The organism is Microbulbifer maximicatervae (SeqCode), assembly GCF_052467065.1.
This window is the reverse complement of the sequence record NZ_CP174299.1, coordinates 29,332-44,311: the sequence shown is the minus strand read 5'-3', so window position 1 is coordinate 44,311 and position 14,980 is coordinate 29,332. Positions and strand designations below refer to the sequence as shown.

The 14,980-nt window shown below is 41.2% G+C and carries 13 protein-coding genes; 10 read left to right on the top strand and 3 right to left on the bottom strand.

The genetic code is table 11. From position 1 onward, the window contains the following. Nucleotides 1-147: 147 nt before the first annotated feature. Together ACJJI1_RS00205 and ACJJI1_RS00200 are read right to left on the bottom strand one after the other, a co-directional pair. Nucleotides 148-471: a hypothetical protein gene (locus ACJJI1_RS00205; protein WP_413662658.1), complete on the bottom strand. Its 324-nt coding sequence runs from the start codon at nucleotides 469-471 to the stop codon at nucleotides 148-150. A gap of 136 nt (nucleotides 472-607) precedes the next feature. Further along, nucleotides 608-742, bottom strand: coding sequence for a hypothetical protein (locus tag ACJJI1_RS00200; protein WP_444936263.1), 135 nt, complete (start codon nucleotides 740-742; stop codon nucleotides 608-610). A gap of 217 nt (nucleotides 743-959) precedes the next feature. On the opposite strand from ACJJI1_RS00200, the gene ACJJI1_RS00195 reads away from it, so the two are divergent. From ACJJI1_RS00195 to ACJJI1_RS00170, 6 genes are all read left to right on the top strand, one after another. Beyond that, complete coding sequence (locus tag ACJJI1_RS00195; protein WP_444958204.1) at nucleotides 960-1,583, top strand: IQM protein middle domain-containing protein; 624 nt, start codon at nucleotides 960-962, stop codon at nucleotides 1,581-1,583. A gap of 1,354 nt (nucleotides 1,584-2,937) precedes the next feature. Next, nucleotides 2,938-3,117, top strand: a complete 180-nt coding sequence (csrA, locus tag ACJJI1_RS00190; RefSeq protein ID WP_444893306.1) for a carbon storage regulator CsrA — start codon at nucleotides 2,938-2,940, stop codon at nucleotides 3,115-3,117. A gap of 2,039 nt (nucleotides 3,118-5,156) precedes the next feature. Next, complete coding sequence (locus ACJJI1_RS00185; RefSeq protein ID WP_444958203.1) at nucleotides 5,157-5,564, top strand: hypothetical protein; 408 nt, start codon at nucleotides 5,157-5,159, stop codon at nucleotides 5,562-5,564. A 1,346-nt stretch (nucleotides 5,565-6,910) separates the two neighbouring features. Further along, entirely contained in the window at nucleotides 6,911-7,441 is a 531-nt protein-coding gene (locus ACJJI1_RS00180; RefSeq protein ID WP_444958202.1) for a DUF6882 domain-containing protein, read from the top strand. A 97-nt stretch (nucleotides 7,442-7,538) separates the two neighbouring features. Further along, entirely contained in the window at nucleotides 7,539-7,985 is a 447-nt protein-coding gene (locus ACJJI1_RS00175; RefSeq protein ID WP_444958201.1) for a GNAT family N-acetyltransferase, read from the top strand. Between the two features lie 100 nt (nucleotides 7,986-8,085). Continuing rightward, a complete protein-coding gene (locus ACJJI1_RS00170) occupies nucleotides 8,086-8,430 on the top strand; it encodes a hypothetical protein (protein ID WP_444914252.1) in 345 nt (114 codons plus the stop codon). Nucleotides 8,431-8,990: 560 nt separating this feature from the next. Here the strand turns inward: ACJJI1_RS00170 and ACJJI1_RS00165 are convergent. Beyond that, the gene (locus ACJJI1_RS00165; RefSeq protein ID WP_444958200.1) at nucleotides 8,991-9,854 is read right to left on the bottom strand and encodes a LysR family transcriptional regulator; all 864 of its coding nucleotides are present in this window, start codon (nucleotides 9,852-9,854) and stop codon (nucleotides 8,991-8,993) included. Nucleotides 9,855-10,029: 175 nt separating this feature from the next. Here ACJJI1_RS00165 and ACJJI1_RS00160 point away from each other — a divergent pair, with 175 nt between their 5' ends. From ACJJI1_RS00160 to ACJJI1_RS00145, 4 genes are all read left to right on the top strand, one after another. Beyond that, nucleotides 10,030-11,451 carry an aromatic amino acid lyase gene (locus tag ACJJI1_RS00160; RefSeq protein WP_444958199.1) on the top strand — a complete coding sequence of 474 codons (1,422 nt, stop codon included), beginning with the start codon at nucleotides 10,030-10,032 and terminating at the stop codon, nucleotides 11,449-11,451. After that, entirely contained in the window at nucleotides 11,448-12,305 is an 858-nt protein-coding gene (locus ACJJI1_RS00155; protein ID WP_444958198.1) for a TauD/TfdA dioxygenase family protein, read from the top strand. Before ACJJI1_RS00160 ends, ACJJI1_RS00155 begins: the two co-directional genes overlap by 4 nt. Nucleotides 12,306-12,324: 19 nt before the next feature. Next, on the top strand, nucleotides 12,325-13,647 hold the full coding sequence (locus ACJJI1_RS00150; RefSeq protein ID WP_444958197.1) for a phenylacetate--CoA ligase family protein: 1,323 nt from the start codon (nucleotides 12,325-12,327) through the stop codon (nucleotides 13,645-13,647). Between the two features lie 257 nt (nucleotides 13,648-13,904). Further along, nucleotides 13,905-14,774, top strand: coding sequence for a hypothetical protein (locus tag ACJJI1_RS00145; RefSeq protein ID WP_444958196.1), 870 nt, complete (start codon nucleotides 13,905-13,907; stop codon nucleotides 14,772-14,774). Nucleotides 14,775-14,980 lie beyond the last annotated feature (206 nt).

Genomic DNA, 14,980 nt, shown 5'->3' with positions numbered 1-14,980 from the left:
GGTTTCATCCTTTTGTCAATAGGGCTGGCGGTTTATACTTTCTATTTGGTGGGTGTCCAGAAATACCCTTGAGACCTGAATGCCCCTCCCAAAAGTGGCGACCCTACCTCTCCTCATAGCAGTTAGGCGGAAGTTTGTTATAAAACTCTACTCACTATGGTATTTGCCATAGCCCTCTGACCACTCTTGCTGATAGCCTTGCTTTTTGAAGTAACCTCTAAATATATGAAGTGCTTTTTCTAGCCAAGACTGAATATCTGAAATACCCTCAATCATCTTGCAATCTTTTTCGTCATCAACCGCTTGATCCGTCATTTTCCAGAAAAAGTAAGCCAAAGACTCTGCCTCCTCTTTACTATCTAAATTGGAGTTTCCAGAAACAACCGATCGAGCGATTTCAGAGTTTAGTTGTTTCGCATAATACAGAACCAATGTCTTTGCTGGTTGATTATATTCATTGAAATTTATCATGCTTTATAGGTCTCTAGTGGCAAGTCATTCATTATGGCCACTCTTTAAGCTCATGGAGCTTTTCTATTTCGCTAGAATCGAGAGTGTTCCCTTGAAGATAGCGCTGAATTAGTACGGAAGTTCTTAAAAGCCCTCATCAGGGAGTAAGGATCTCGGTATCGGACCAAGTTTTGGCGGCTTCTGCGCTGATATAGAACACAATATAGTAGTGGTTGCTCACCACAGCATAGGCTGCAACATCGAACGCAAAGATGGCGACTAGCTTTTGCATTCTACCCTCAATACACTGATGCCGACTCTCAAAATCCTCTCCGGGTTGGGTATCTTTCCCACAAAGAAAGGCCCTGCGTATGTAACCAGAAGCGCAATGATTTACATTGGAGTCAAACTTACGAATGGAGATAGAAATACTCTTGAAATAGTTATCAATATGACTAGCTATTATTGATGGCTACCTATTAAGCGCATTTATAAAGGAGATAACTGCCATGCCATACAAAGAACTTGGAATGCTAAAAGATAGCGGTTTAAGTAAAGATACTTATAGTGGAGTTGTTGTGCCCTATATGAGTGAAGCTGAAAGAGAAAAATATCAGGTTACGATACAAGATGGGCTTCTGTTTTGGCGTGGAGAGAGACTTAATACCAATCCTGGCGGATCTTGGGCATTCGTTATGGATAAAAATGGGCGTATCTTTTGTGGTAACAAAAATGGTGACATTCAGCACCATTCAGCATTTTTCTCGGGGCGACCAGTTGCTGCGGCTGGGCATATCTCGGTGGTAGGTGGAATAATAGAGCATATTAATAATTTCAGTGGCCACTATCAGCCCACTAGCGATTATATGGAGCAGTTTAAAGAAGAACTGGAAAAAAATAATGTTGACTTAAGTGAAACCGAAATGGATTTTGGGATTTCGTCAAAAACCTGTAAGTTGCGCTTAAAAAATTTTCAAGATCATAATTATAGAGGCAAATGGTATCAACGTTTTCGCGGTACTGTTGTTAAAGAGACTGTCGATGGGAGCGAGAATACTTATACCGGCCGTACACATATTCAAGGGCAAAGGTTAAGGCTTTATCCTGATGGCCCCAGATGGCAGTGGCTCTGATGTAAATAGCCATGAGAGCTTTCTGCAGACTCTCCATCTCTGACATAGAGGCAGGGGAAGTGGAGCACCAGAAATTGACGTTCAGGTTTTGGGGAAGGCTGATTTTGGGGGTAGGCCAGATTGTAAGGAACGCTGAGAGGAAGCTACTGGCAGTCACCTACAGACTTTAATCTGCTTTCAAAATATGGTTGCTACATAGCCAGTGGATAGGTGAGGTATCAAGTATCTCGGATAGGAGGGCTGATATAGCACATCCTACCTCGTTTTTAAGGATCTAAATACCGGTCACTCCAGTTACTGGCTCGAAATAGTGTTCCAACTGAAAGGGGAGTGCTTTAGCTTCCTTCAAGTGCTCACCACCAATAAAAAAGTAGAGCTTTGGGTTGCTCACTAGATACGACCGTGCGAATGCGCTGTTGAGTACAAGTGTAATCAGAGTCTTCAATGTCTTGGCAATACTGGTAAGGAGAGAGCTAAGCCTGGAATTTAAAATGACCTTACCAGCGGCTACTTGTACGGTTGGTTTTAGCCCAAAATAACAATGCAATAGCACTAATTTGGAGAGGTGACTTGCAAGATGGTAACTCCACGCTGAACTCAATATTTATCCCTACGACGGAATCCTGCTCTTCCAGTATTCAGCAATGGAGTGTGGATACGAGTATAAAACTAATGAGCCAATTAAATTATTAGTGAACTTTCACATTCCCCGGCTTTGCCTTTAGTTAGCTGTATGACTGAGAGCATTACTCTTTAATCTTTTAAGGAAAGCATGGAGTGCATTTCAATGTGAATTGAGTTTTCCAATGGTTGATTGAGATTTCCTTAACCGAAAATAACCAAAAATATAGGCGCGAAAATAATCTTATTGGAATTTATTCAGTTTGTTTCAATCTCAAAGCTGCGTAAAATCGATAGATGTTTTTGGTATTTTGGCCGTAATTGAGCGAGCCTTTTAAAAGGCTTCAGAAGTTTAAAAGATTTTGAAAGCTTCGATAGAGCCGAGAATTTTCTAAAAGACCCATCCCCTCAAAGGAGAACGGTAGCGTGACGTAAGAGTAAGTAAAAGGCGCTGACCCAAGGTGCTAGGAACACCTGGGGCCAGCTGACCAAATTGATAATCAACCTATCAAAATGGCTATATGGATAATACGCTAGAAACCCGCTCGTCTTCAATAAAGTGGAGTACATTCAGCAGGTTGGGGCCTGTTCCCAAGCTCTGGAAGCCTAGCGCCCGCCTTTTCCTCTTCTCTGCCTACCGCCCCCGCGCACCACCCCGCATTTCCTCCAAACGTTAAGCCCAAGCTTCCCCATCCCGGAAGCGCCCAAACTTTGACCATCGAAGGAAATAAGTATGTTGATCTTAAAGCGACGGACAGGTGAACTTCTAAGGATTGGAGCAAATGTCTCAGTCACAGTGCTGGAGGTGAAAGGCAATCAAGTGAAGATAGGCATAAGCGCACCCAAATCACTCCCCATCCACCGTGAAGAAATCTATGTGCGGATCAAAAAGCAGCAGCGAGCAAAGGCCTGAATATCCTAAAAAGGGTAGGGCAACTTGAGGCACCCAATAATTGAAGGCGGGATTCCAAGAAGAATCATTGCGCCTCTGTTAGTAAGGCGATATACGCGCTCTGATTCGAATGTCTCTAGGGTGCCAAAGGTGATTAGGTAGTGAATTCGGAGAGGCCGTGCTGATGTTTTGGAGGTGTTTAACAAGCAGACCCTCTTATCCGACAGGAACAGGGGGTAAGCAAGCCTTGCCAGCGTCATAAGACGTGTACTCAATGCTTGGCTTGCTATACACAGATCCTCCAGATGAATGTCGCCGAGCCCACCAGCTGCTTCAAGCAGCCTTCAGGATTGCGCTGAAGACAGAGCCTAGGCTAAGTGAAGATGCCTAGCCTTTTGATGAAGGAGGTATATTTCTGTTAATGCTCCCTAGCTCTTGTGTACTGAGTCAGTGATTAATCTAGCTGCCAGCAATGGAGGTTCCACTTTTGAAGGAATCTATGCTTTGGTTTTTCTGCTCCTCGCAGCTCATCCTTTCCTGAATGGAGCCTCAAGCGGCTCGCCTAACATACAAAGTGCCCCTCCACATCACTAGATTTCAATCCATCACGCTTTTCCGAACCTGTATAGCCAGCCCCTCAGAATCGTTATCGTCACGTATAAAAATGGTAGCAACAGGAGAACCTGTTGACGCCGCGTGACAAAAATCAGGATATCAATAAGGTCAAGGAAGAGGGGATCGACCTGTGTTTACAACACAGTGAAGTTTAGGCTTACAGCTTGGATAGGAGGCTATGCCTGATGATATGGAGCACACCGCGTGCAAACACATATCAGTGATGGGGTTGCTTAGAGGGCACAAGTGGCTAGCAAGCCATAACCCTCAGATTATCAGTTTTGGGCCATGTAAATTGGTTGGCGCTGATCAAAAAGTGTACAGCTGTACTTTCAATAACAAAAGCCAGCAGAAGCTGCTCCTACTTCTGGTTGAAACTCAGTAATTCATTGATACTTAAAGGGTGCCAAAGGTGATGTAAAGCTGAGAAATACAGAATTATAAAGGCGCTGCTTTGTATATATTCTTGCGTATTTACACAAAAATAAGGTAACTTATTGATTTTATTGAGATTTAAAAGAAAATCGGGCGTAGAAATATAAAGCAGGGTGATATAAAGAAGCTTCTTTTGAATTAACTGTTATGCTTTCTAGTCCAAAATTTGAAATCCTAATGAAATATTTTGTAGGTTTTGTTGTTACTGCATTTGTCTATGTATATGGCCTCATGAGGTTATATGGTCATAGTCATTACTGGCCGAGAACTGATACTGTAGTTGGTCCTGTAGAAATGTTACTTTGGACGTTATCAAGTCTGTTTGTGGTGGTTATTATTCACTCTATAATTTGGAGCTTACATTCAATTTATCAGCTGAAGCTAATGAGTTTTAAGCCATCTTATAGGGGGCTTTTGTGTTCAGTAAATTCCTGTTTTATTTTATTTTTATGGGTGTTACCAGTATTAATATGAACGCAAGCAAAAGTAAGCGTGGTTCGCTTTCGCTCACTTTACCACGATTACTTTGGCCACTTAACAGGGCGTTATGAGAAATGGTATGAGGTATACATTCAATTTTTTGAATTTGGACGTAGAGTTTGAAGTCCTTTCAAAAAACAACACAATGGCTATATTCAGAAGTAATGGAAAACAATGGGTTGAGGTTCTAGAGACTAAGCTTTCGAAAAAAAGTAGGTTAGATTCATTCTTTTTCACATCCGATTCAATGGGCCAACTACCCAATATCGTGTTTCGTCAGCTTTCTTTGAATAGAAAATTAGTACTTATAAAGCGTAAAGATGAATATATCACCTGCTTTCTGGTTACCTGGCGAATACCCTTTACATTTTCAGTGAGCTGGCCAATGTCGGTTCGCAAGTCATTAGTAGATAGTTTTATCGGGGAGCTGCGTGAGAGAAATTCATAACATACTAATTAACTTTACGCGCGAAGGACGCGTGCCGGAGAGTCTGCGCTCCGGCTGCCGGTTTTAGAGTGTTAACTTTATCATGAATATCGAAAAGCTTCGCCGAATACGGAACAAGAATACTGAACAACAAAATGAACTCTCGTTCCTTGAAATGAAAGAGTGCGCGGACAAATTTATAAATGATGAAAGTATGTACCCATGGTTGAGCTTGCTGTTGTCCCAAAAGGGGATGTCCGCGAATGAGGGAATTCTATTGAATTGTTCCGAAATCTTTGAGCAGTATGGAACTCAATGGATGGGCACATGGCTAACGAAGAAAAAAGAGTTCTACGAGTTTGATGTAATGACAGATCGAGCCAATAAAGAGTTATTGGAAATTGATGGTTGGTCTAGGGTTCATCATGAAGTGTCTGCTCATTCTAAAGGCATTGGGAAAACGCCTGCTTTTATAGCTCTGGAACTGTTATCGGAATATGGTCAAAGTTAACAAATACAAGCAGGTTGTTAAGGGGCTTTGGCCCTTCGCGGGACTGCCTACACTACGCAGCAGCCCCCGTTGTAGTTGTTATATATCTAGGTAGAGGTTGATAGAATTAATGTTCTTAGTGATTGGCATCATCCTACAGATAGTGTTTCTAGGTCCGTCATTGCTGATCTGGGCTTTATGCAAGAGGTTCTGGCCAAATATCTTTTCTATCAATCCGTATCTTGCCACATTCATATGTTTAGTTTTGGCTGTCATTAGTGCATTTGTCCTAAACGTTGAATTTGAGGGTGGTTTAATAACAGGGGTAATAGTGTTTGGTATTTTCTCGTTTATTTACAGTGCTGCTCTCAGTGCAATAATATTTACCTACAAATCAATAAAGGCGCGTATAAATATATAATAGAGCACTGTTGTCACAGCCTTTGGCTGCTGGGGCGGCTCACTGCGTGGCCCACCCCTAAGCTTAGTGTTATGTGTTCCAATGAAGAGATATGAATTTTGAGTAAGTGGCTTTATCTTTTAGTTATTTTTGTACTGGCCGTTCTTCTTTATCCGGTAATCTACCTCCTCGGCCTGGAAAGGTTAGGGGGCGGAGCTTTACTGAGGGTTCCGGAGTTCATCATATATAGCGTATTGATAGGATTCCTCTTGTATCCGTTCATAGAGGGCTATAGACGCTACAAGACAGGTAGTCGCTTATGGGCTGCTATTTTTTTCATTTTCGGAATAATTTTACCAGTTATAAGTGGCGCTTTTTTAATACTTTTATTTGAATCTATGTTGAAGTCTAGAAACCATGGAAAACAAAGCGACACATAACCAGCTGGAACAGGCTTGTCCAGCTATGTACATGTCATAGGCCTGCTGTTTTCATGTGTTATGTGGGTATGGTAGCTACTGCCGCCTTTTGGTGGGCGATTTGGTACTAAGCCTAACTAGTAAAAGCACCGGGCGCACTGGCGTGCGCTCGGTATATTTACCCCCAATACTCTAAATAGTTGATAAGATAAATGAGAAAATCATCACCTGAAGCTTTACTTACAATCGGCACTATCATTCTGTTGACATTACTTCCACTTCTGGTTGGATGGCTGCTGGTAAAAACCTACAGGCTTATAAAACCAATTCAAGAGAAAGAGCTTACGGGCCTTGCAAGTATAGGGGCGCCAAGGCGGGATAGTTTTTTCAAATTTGCAGTCGCAGGGTGGGCTGTTTGCGGTCCAATTTACTATTGGGTTTTCAGTTCTGGGATTCTTGCTTAGCTCTGCGTTTGACAATCACAATCCTTTCGCTGCTCTAATTCAGCTCAAAAACCAGTCGTTAAGGCAATCAAGTATCAGAGAGTTATGAAAAATTTAGTATCAGTTATATTTGTACTATTCATATCAATTAACACGCATGCTGGAGGTTACTCTGTGGAGGTCGAAAAGTTTATTGAAGGGAGCATTGAAGGTTTAAGAATTCAAACTGATGCTCACGATAAGACATGGGGTCTGGGGTCTGCTAAAACATGGAATGTCGACCAAGACAAAGGCCTTATATTTTGGTCGCTTGAGGATGGTCGGATCGCTGTAGCTCCTGTTCAAATAATAGGTACTTACAATCCGAAAGATAGAAGCTTTCTATGGGGGTGGGATCACCCTTCAGTGCTAAAACCTCTTCAGCAACATTCACGTTTAGTTAAAGAGTATGGTGAAAAGCACGGAATAAAGCTCTTTACCTCAAAAAAGGTCCATGTTTCCGAAGATCAAGCATGGGAATTTTCAGCCGTTGCCAGTCGTTTGGCTGAAGCAAATGGAGCTTACAGAGCTGATGCGAGTGGACCTCTTGTTTATATGACATTTGGTGAAATTGAGCTAAGAAATCAGCGTCCCTAACAATCGGATGCTGTCAGATATAAAAGTTCCAGCCAAAAGCGGCCTCCGCTTTTGGTTAACGCAGAGCCGAACATTATGCACCAACCGGGGTGGCGACATGAACATTTCCTTCAGCGAAGGCACGATAGAAGATGTCATACAGATCAATTCTGAGATTCCAGAGTTCGACACTAAAAATAGTAAAGATAAAATAGAGCAAAGATTAGAGGGGCGCCTTTACTTATTACTGGTAGCTTCAATTGGTAATAAGAAAGTAGGCTACAAAATTGGTTATAAAGTATCCGAAACAGAGTTTTATAGTTGGTCTGGTGCAGTCCTCCCAGATTACCGAGGCCGAGGCATAGGAAAGTCTCTGCTTGAGCTTCAAGAGCAGTGGGTGATGAACAAAGGGTTTAAGTCTATTAGCGTTAAATCGATGAATAGATTTCCTTCAATGCTGCATCTTCTTATATCTCACGGATATCAAGTGTGTGGGTATGAAAACAAAGGCAGTCCCCTGCAAAGTAAAATAATTTTTATAAAGAAAATAGCTGAAAATATATAACAAAAGGTTGCCCAATGTTTTGGGCTTCGGCCTCCAGCGGACCCGTCAAGCTTCGCTTGTCGTGGCCGTTGTACCTCATGCTATGTGTGGTAGATGAGCAATGAGTATTAATATACGAAAGTTTCCTGTAAGTGAAGTCTATAAAGAGAACATTGAAGAAATTCGTACTTTGTACCCAGGCAAAAGTGAGTTTCGCGTGAGTCCGTACGAGTATGATGCCAGTAGCAAATTTTCAGGCTCTTCTGAAAATTGCATATGCTTTATTATATCTGGTAGCTGTGAATTAACATTTTCTAATACGGAGCCAGTGGTTGTAAAACGCGGAGATGTGTTTGAATGGCCTCGTGGGCGGTATTGGGTTAAGGCTGGTGATCCTGCCGGGGTAAAATATGTCAATGTGTGGAACTTGAAAGAGATAATTAAGCGAAGAGCTAAAAATACATAATAGTTATCGCGTCTGATGTTTTGGTCTACGCTCCGTTTTGTCATGGCTGCGCCACCTTACGTTAAAGTTCTAATATAACCAAAATACTGCTGACTAAGTCGTTATATGTATGAAGTTTGAAAGATTAGATAGTAAATCAATATTAGTAGGCTGGGGAATGATAACGTTCTCATTAAACTAGAAGCATATCCAAAATGCCTAGAGGTAGGTGCCAATCTACAGGTTCGAGAAGGCTCAAGAGTAGTTGGTTATACTGAGATACAGGAAATATATAATGAGTAATTACGCAAAGGCAGCTAACAATCACAGGCACGTTGCTACTTCCATTCGGACGGTCTAGGCTACCCTCTGCCTGCTCGTGTTGTGGCCTGGGATAAGTAATATCATCTCGGGAATATCTCGCTCGCGAGCGTAAACTACTCTTGTATTAAATGGATAAAGCCTTTTATATTTTCACAATTGAAAGGCTGCTTAAATTGCATGGATATTAACCAGTAGTGCTCTGCAGCTCAAAATATTATTGATAATTTTATGGTTTTTGAGTTTTATTTCAATTGTATCTAATAGAAATTTTTTTCATAGTTAGTAAGTTTAAATTCTTCAATTAATTTCTTTGCACCCATGCTATGAGTTATCTCGCGCCGATACACCAGACATATTTCATCTTTAAAGCCTGGTTGGTCTTTACTTACCCATTCGAGCTGATTTCTTCCATGTGTCTGTGCAACTCGACCAGGAATAATACCAACCCCAAATCCCTCTAATGTCATTTTTGTGATTAGTTCGTGACTTGAAGATCTTATATATTGCTTATATCTATTGCTTTCAGATATGGTTTTCAGCAGCCAGTTCGTCTGCATCAGTGCTGGATCATATATTAGTACTTCTCTAGATTGAATTTTCTTAGGATTATGCCAAAAACTAACCACATCGTGACAAAGGTGCTTGATTACTAAATCAGGATGAGATACAGGATTTACGACAATACCGATATCGATTTTCCAGCTGATCACGGCCTCTACAATTTCGCGAGAAAGTGCATGCTGGAAGCTCAATTCAATACCTGGGTTTTGTGCGATAAAAGCAGGAAGGCTATCAGGTAGCATATGTAGTGAAATCGAGCTGTGACATCCAATGGTGAAATGACCAACGGCCTCTTTATTTTCTCGCAGCGCAGAATACTTAACCTCATCCCAATCATCTAATAGCTGCTGAGCGCTCTTTAACAACTTAAGACCAGCACGTGAAAGCTGAACACCAGTTTTTTCTCGTATTATTATTTCAGTCCCTAGCTGTCTTTCTAGCCTCTTGATAGCAGCGCTCAGACTCGGCTGCCTAATCCCCAATCTTTCTGCTGCCCTGGATATATTTTTTGTTTTTGCAACTTCAATAAAGTAATTAAGTTCATCAGCGTGTGGAAACATAGAGCCTAACTTATTTAGCGACTTAATTTAAAAGCAGCTATCGAGTCTACATCGACATACTCTTGGTTGCCATAGATATTGTCTATGGCAACCAGCGCCGACTTCTATTTTTCATGTTTTTATACTCATGTTAATTTCTTTACTCCCTATTTATTCAAAAAGTTTTGGAGTTAGAGTGTCTACGCCATCTCTCAGCTATCCCGTAGCAGCGAATAGTAATACAGTATCCTCTGAAGCTAATTTTAGTTTAGCTTTAACTTTTCCTTTGCAGACTTGGTATGAGTGGGGATATCTACACAACCCAATTCTCGCGAGTGACAAAGACATTTCCAGAGTTAAACGCTCCTATGCATTACTTCAAGATCAGATCGATGATACTGATAACCCCATTTATGGCCTACACACTAGCTATGGTGAGAATGAGCGAAATACCCTAGATCCAAATCAATGGAAAAATACCCAAGTCAACCTATTGGAATATTTACAAGTTGGTATCGGTACTCCTCTGCCGAAGTCGGTCGTCAGGCGCGCGTTGAAACTACAAGCTCGGAAAACGGCCCATGGCTTATCTGGCATCCATCCTTCTACTTATCAAGCACTTCTTAACCTGGCAAACAGTGAAACTCTTCCCAGAGTTCCTCGAAAAGGTAGCTTGGGAGCCAGTGGTGACTTAATTTCTATGGCCCATGCCATATCTCCTCTATTCGAGGATGGACCAAAGGGCCCTCGCGACGTAATTGGTCTAGTAAATACCAATGCCATGATGGCTTCATGGGCTATCGAACATGATTATCAATTAAGGAAGGTATTAAGGGATTGTTTTAAATCTGTTGCGCTTATGTCCCTGGCGATAGGCACCGGAGATGAACATTTCTCGGAAGGTTTGCATTATGGGGAGGTACACACCAGCTACGCTCGGGCAGGTAACCTGCTGACACAACTACGACGTGACTATTTAAAATCGCCGAAGATTGTTGAAGGCAAGAAAACTTTGTTACAAGCTCGTTATTCTGTTCGCTGTGCTCCTCAGATACTTGGGCACTGCCTTGATTTATTGGATTACTCCGAAGCTAAAATTCGTTCCGAAGCTCTAGCCGTCGCCGACAACCCCCTAATTCTTGAGTCTGGTCCCTGGCATGGCGGACTCTTTTATGCGATTGGTCTGGCAGCTTCCGCTGAATTTATGCTGGAAATTATCCATCGTCTATCTGAAATGCTTGATCGACAGATATTGATTTTGATGGATCATCGCCTTAACGGAGGTTTGCCAGATAATTTAAGTGTTGAATCTTTCAATCACTGTAAAGGAATTCACCAGTTAACGTCGGCTTTGTTCCAGGAAATAAAGGCCAGGTCGACACCGGTGCGTCAGATGAGTTTCTCATGTGAAGGCAATAATCAGGACCTCGTGCCCTGTGGAATGGCCGCTCTTAACAATGTTAATGACCAGCTGGATACGTTAAAAGAAATTGTTCGCGCAGCAACTTTTTGTTCAGCTAGAGCCGCAATGATGCGCTCAACAGGTGGTTTACCCGAAGCGTTAAAATTGTCGAACTGGTCACAATTTACAACAACCGAGATCGAGAGCATTTTATGAATTTTAACTATTTGACTGGTAATTTCGGTATTGAGATTCAAGCAAAAGAGCTAGCGGATGTGGATCAAGGTACAGGACTAACATTGCAAAACCTATGGCATGAGCATGAGCTATTGGTTATCAGGGATATGGACCTTGATACACAAGCATTTGTCAACTTCTGCAGCTTATTTGGAGAACTTCAAAAAAATTATTTCTTTTTTCAAGGTCACTCTGAGGAGTACCCACAAGTTGCTAGAATTATCAAAGAGATCGGTGAAAAGAAAAATACTGGTGGGATCTGGCATCATGATCAGGGATATTATTCGAAGCCGGTAAAAGGGATAGCTTTGTATGGTATTGATATTCCCAACAGAGGAGGCGATACCCTTTTTACAAGTTCAACACTTGCTTACGAGAGCCTTTCAACTGCAATGCAGCAAGTAGTTAAATCCCTCAATGTGATACATACCACAGAGCTAATGCTCAAGAAACAACCATTATTAAAGTTAATGGAAAGTTCAGGTGAGGGTGGCTCTGGTATAGAGCGGGCACTAAAATTAATGCCACTGGAATCTGCAATACACCCGGCAGTTTGTAGAAACCCTGTAACTGGTAAGCCTTTTCTCTACTTGAATCGGACTACCACCTCGCATTTTGAGGGTATGACACCTGATGAAAGTTCGGGGCTGCTAAATTATCTATTTAAACACATCGAAAAACCTGAGTTTAATTGCCGAGTGCAATGGCGCCCCGGCACCCTAGTGCTTTGGAATAATCACCAAGTCTTACACTATGCAGTAAATGACTACAATCAACGACGGGAATTACACCGTGTGCATTTTTCTGCAGAACGACCAATTAAATATCTATAAATAGATTACTAGTGTATTTATGAACTATAGTGAACTACTGGCAGATTTTTTGCACCAAAATAGTCAGTCTAGAAATGAACAGCAGGCATTTAAGAATAATCAACTCAGGTGGCTGCTCAATGAGGCTTTTGCAAAGTCTAACTACTATCGTGAATTACTTGAACAAAACAAAGTTGATATAGAGGCAATTCAAAGCTATAAATATTTACAACAACTGCCGATTATAAGCTCAGAAATATTTTTAAAGCCTATGCCGACAGTGAGTATGGCTTTTGACGATATCATACGCTACTGCCACACATCGGGTAGCACTGGTACTCCCAAACATGTACCTTATACCCGCAAAGATATTAATAATGCAATAATCTCACAAGCACGCAGTTTCCTATTTACAGGTGTCGAGCCGTCCCATAAGTGTTTGTGTGCAATGACTTATGGTCCCTGGCCCAGTGGTATGATTTGTCATGCTGCCGCAGAAATATTTGGCCTCACTATTCCTGCAGATTCATTTCTTGGGGTAGACCATCAGCTACAGAGCCTTCAAAGGTATCAGCTGGATTATATGGTCTGCCTTCCTTCCTTATTACCTAGGCTCGAACGCCACTGTCTGGAGAAGGATATATCTCTAGCGTCCTTAAATATACGCAATATATTTATGGTGGGTGAACTATTCTCTGAAGAATTTCGGAGCCACTATGAGATGCTATTCAACGCCAGGCTGATTAATATGTATGCAAACACTGAGCTTGGGCTGATAGCAAGTGAATGCCAACATCATAATTTACATGTGTGGGAAGACTTCTTTCATGCAGAAGTTATTGACCCTGATACAGGAGAACCATGTGAAGATGGTGCTACTGGAGAATTAGTTATAACCGCTCTGCAACGTGAAGCCCTTCCACTGATTCGCTATAACACTCATGATCTGGTGGAGATGCACAAAGGCCCTTGCGAATGCGGCCACCCCGGAGCCTATTTGGGTCCCATCAAGGGGCGTATTGATAATATGTTCACAATCAATGGTGGGAATGTCTATCCAATTGCGCTAGAAAAAGCTATCACTGCCGTCACGGGCCTTAGCTCATTTTACCACTGTATCATCGAAAAAGTTGATGGACACGATCATTTGGCATTTGAAATTGAAGCAAAAGAATCTGTCGATAATCGAGATAAAGATCATTTATCGCGACAATGTTATAAGAATCTCACCAGTTCAGATGTAACCCTTCGTATGATTTTCCTTGGGCTCGAAGCGGCCTCAAGAATCAATATAGAAATTTTGCAACCTGGGGAAATAAGTAACAAATCTGGTAAAGTAAAAAAAATTATTGATCGTAGATAGTTATTTCAACTACTGAACGAGGCTTGTAGGTGGTTATTGCGACTCCTATTAGTTTAACTAATTGTGCTTGTGGGAGTTGTATAAATGTCTATATTTTTATTGCTGGCCTATTGAGGGGTGAAAGGAATTCGTGTCCCACTATGCCGATAAAAAAATAGCATTACCTTGAATGATATTTGAATAGAAATAAATGGGGAATATTAGAAGTATTAAAAGTTACTGTGGAAGAAGTATAAGTTCAATTAAAAAGGATGATTATGAAACTTGATACGATTTGTAGCCAACTTAAACTTCCAGAGAAGGCGCTTGACTACGCAGCGCTTCGCTTGGGGATAAATAGGGAAAAACATATAACACGTTCTGATCTTGACAGAATTTCCTCTTTCTTAGAGGTACATGGAGGTTATTCTAAGGCTGGTCTAGAGGCAATAAGATATTTCTTCAATATTGGAGATGTACTTTGGGATAGGGTTAATGAAGCTAAACAAACAGACAACAGTGAGATAAAAAGTATTCGTATCTCAACCTCTGGGTTCTCTTATCGAGTAGCCGGTGTGAAATATTTTAAAGCAACAACAAATGACGGAAAAAGATTTACTTTAGAAGGAAAAGATGATCAGTGCGATGAATACCGAATTGGGGTGTACTGGCTTCCTTACGAAGCTAATAAAGTCACGCATACAAATCGCAGAGTTTATGAGTCTTTACCGGATGTCAACTTTTTTTTAACCATGGAGCTTTCCGGGTGCCGATTCACTATGACTGATCAATCTGTATGCCATGTTGCTTTCGATGCAGGAACGTCAATGTATCAAACTCCAACCTCTAGCACGCGAAATGTTGCAGAGAATTCTGTGTTAACAAATAATAGTGATAAAAAATTGAAAATACGCAGATTATCTATAGGAGGAGATGATAACAATTCATATGGTTACGCTTACTTTGGTTATGAAAGAAATAGAGCTACAGTGATTGGTGTACGGCAAAGTAATCAAAAATGGGTATACAAAGCCTTTATCTACCATCGCGATTCACATTTGCCTCAAAATACTACTAAGGCCCTTGTGCACATTCTTGATAACGTAAAATATTCAAGTAATAACTATTGGGCAGAAAAATTTTTATAAAGGATATTTAATTAAGCAGTTCCTGCTCTTTATTAAATACAGATACAGAGATGATTTAGAACAGCCAAAGACTGAAAGGAGAAGTTAGTTATGCGACAAGAATCACTTCTGTTGAATCTTTACTCTAATTTGGAATCAAGGAGTGTAAAATAATTGGAGTTTGTGCTCAGATTCTGGAAAACTTTGTTGTTGGATGGAAATAAGGC

Excerpts from the sequence above, each read along its gene's own strand:
- ACJJI1_RS00165 (WP_444958200.1), bottom strand. The coding sequence starts at position 9,854 with ATGTTTCCACACGCTGATGAACTTAATTACTTTATTGAAGTTGCAAAA.
- ACJJI1_RS00185 (WP_444958203.1), top strand. The coding sequence starts at position 5,157 with ATGAATATCGAAAAGCTTCGCCGAATACGGAACAAGAATACTGAACAA.
- ACJJI1_RS00205 (WP_413662658.1), bottom strand. The coding sequence starts at position 471 with ATGATAAATTTCAATGAATATAATCAACCAGCAAAGACATTGGTTCTG.
- csrA (WP_444893306.1), top strand. The coding sequence starts at position 2,938 with ATGTTGATCTTAAAGCGACGGACAGGTGAACTTCTAAGGATTGGAGCA.
- ACJJI1_RS00145 (WP_444958196.1), top strand. The coding sequence starts at position 13,905 with ATGAAACTTGATACGATTTGTAGCCAACTTAAACTTCCAGAGAAGGCG.
- ACJJI1_RS00195 (WP_444958204.1), top strand. The coding sequence starts at position 960 with ATGCCATACAAAGAACTTGGAATGCTAAAAGATAGCGGTTTAAGTAAA.
- ACJJI1_RS00175 (WP_444958201.1), top strand. The coding sequence starts at position 7,539 with ATGAACATTTCCTTCAGCGAAGGCACGATAGAAGATGTCATACAGATC.
- ACJJI1_RS00155 (WP_444958198.1), top strand. The coding sequence starts at position 11,448 with ATGAATTTTAACTATTTGACTGGTAATTTCGGTATTGAGATTCAAGCA.
- ACJJI1_RS00200 (WP_444936263.1), bottom strand. The coding sequence starts at position 742 with ATGCAAAAGCTAGTCGCCATCTTTGCGTTCGATGTTGCAGCCTATGCT.
- ACJJI1_RS00180 (WP_444958202.1), top strand. The coding sequence starts at position 6,911 with ATGAAAAATTTAGTATCAGTTATATTTGTACTATTCATATCAATTAAC.
- ACJJI1_RS00170 (WP_444914252.1), top strand. The coding sequence starts at position 8,086 with ATGAGTATTAATATACGAAAGTTTCCTGTAAGTGAAGTCTATAAAGAG.
- ACJJI1_RS00150 (WP_444958197.1), top strand. The coding sequence starts at position 12,325 with ATGAACTATAGTGAACTACTGGCAGATTTTTTGCACCAAAATAGTCAG.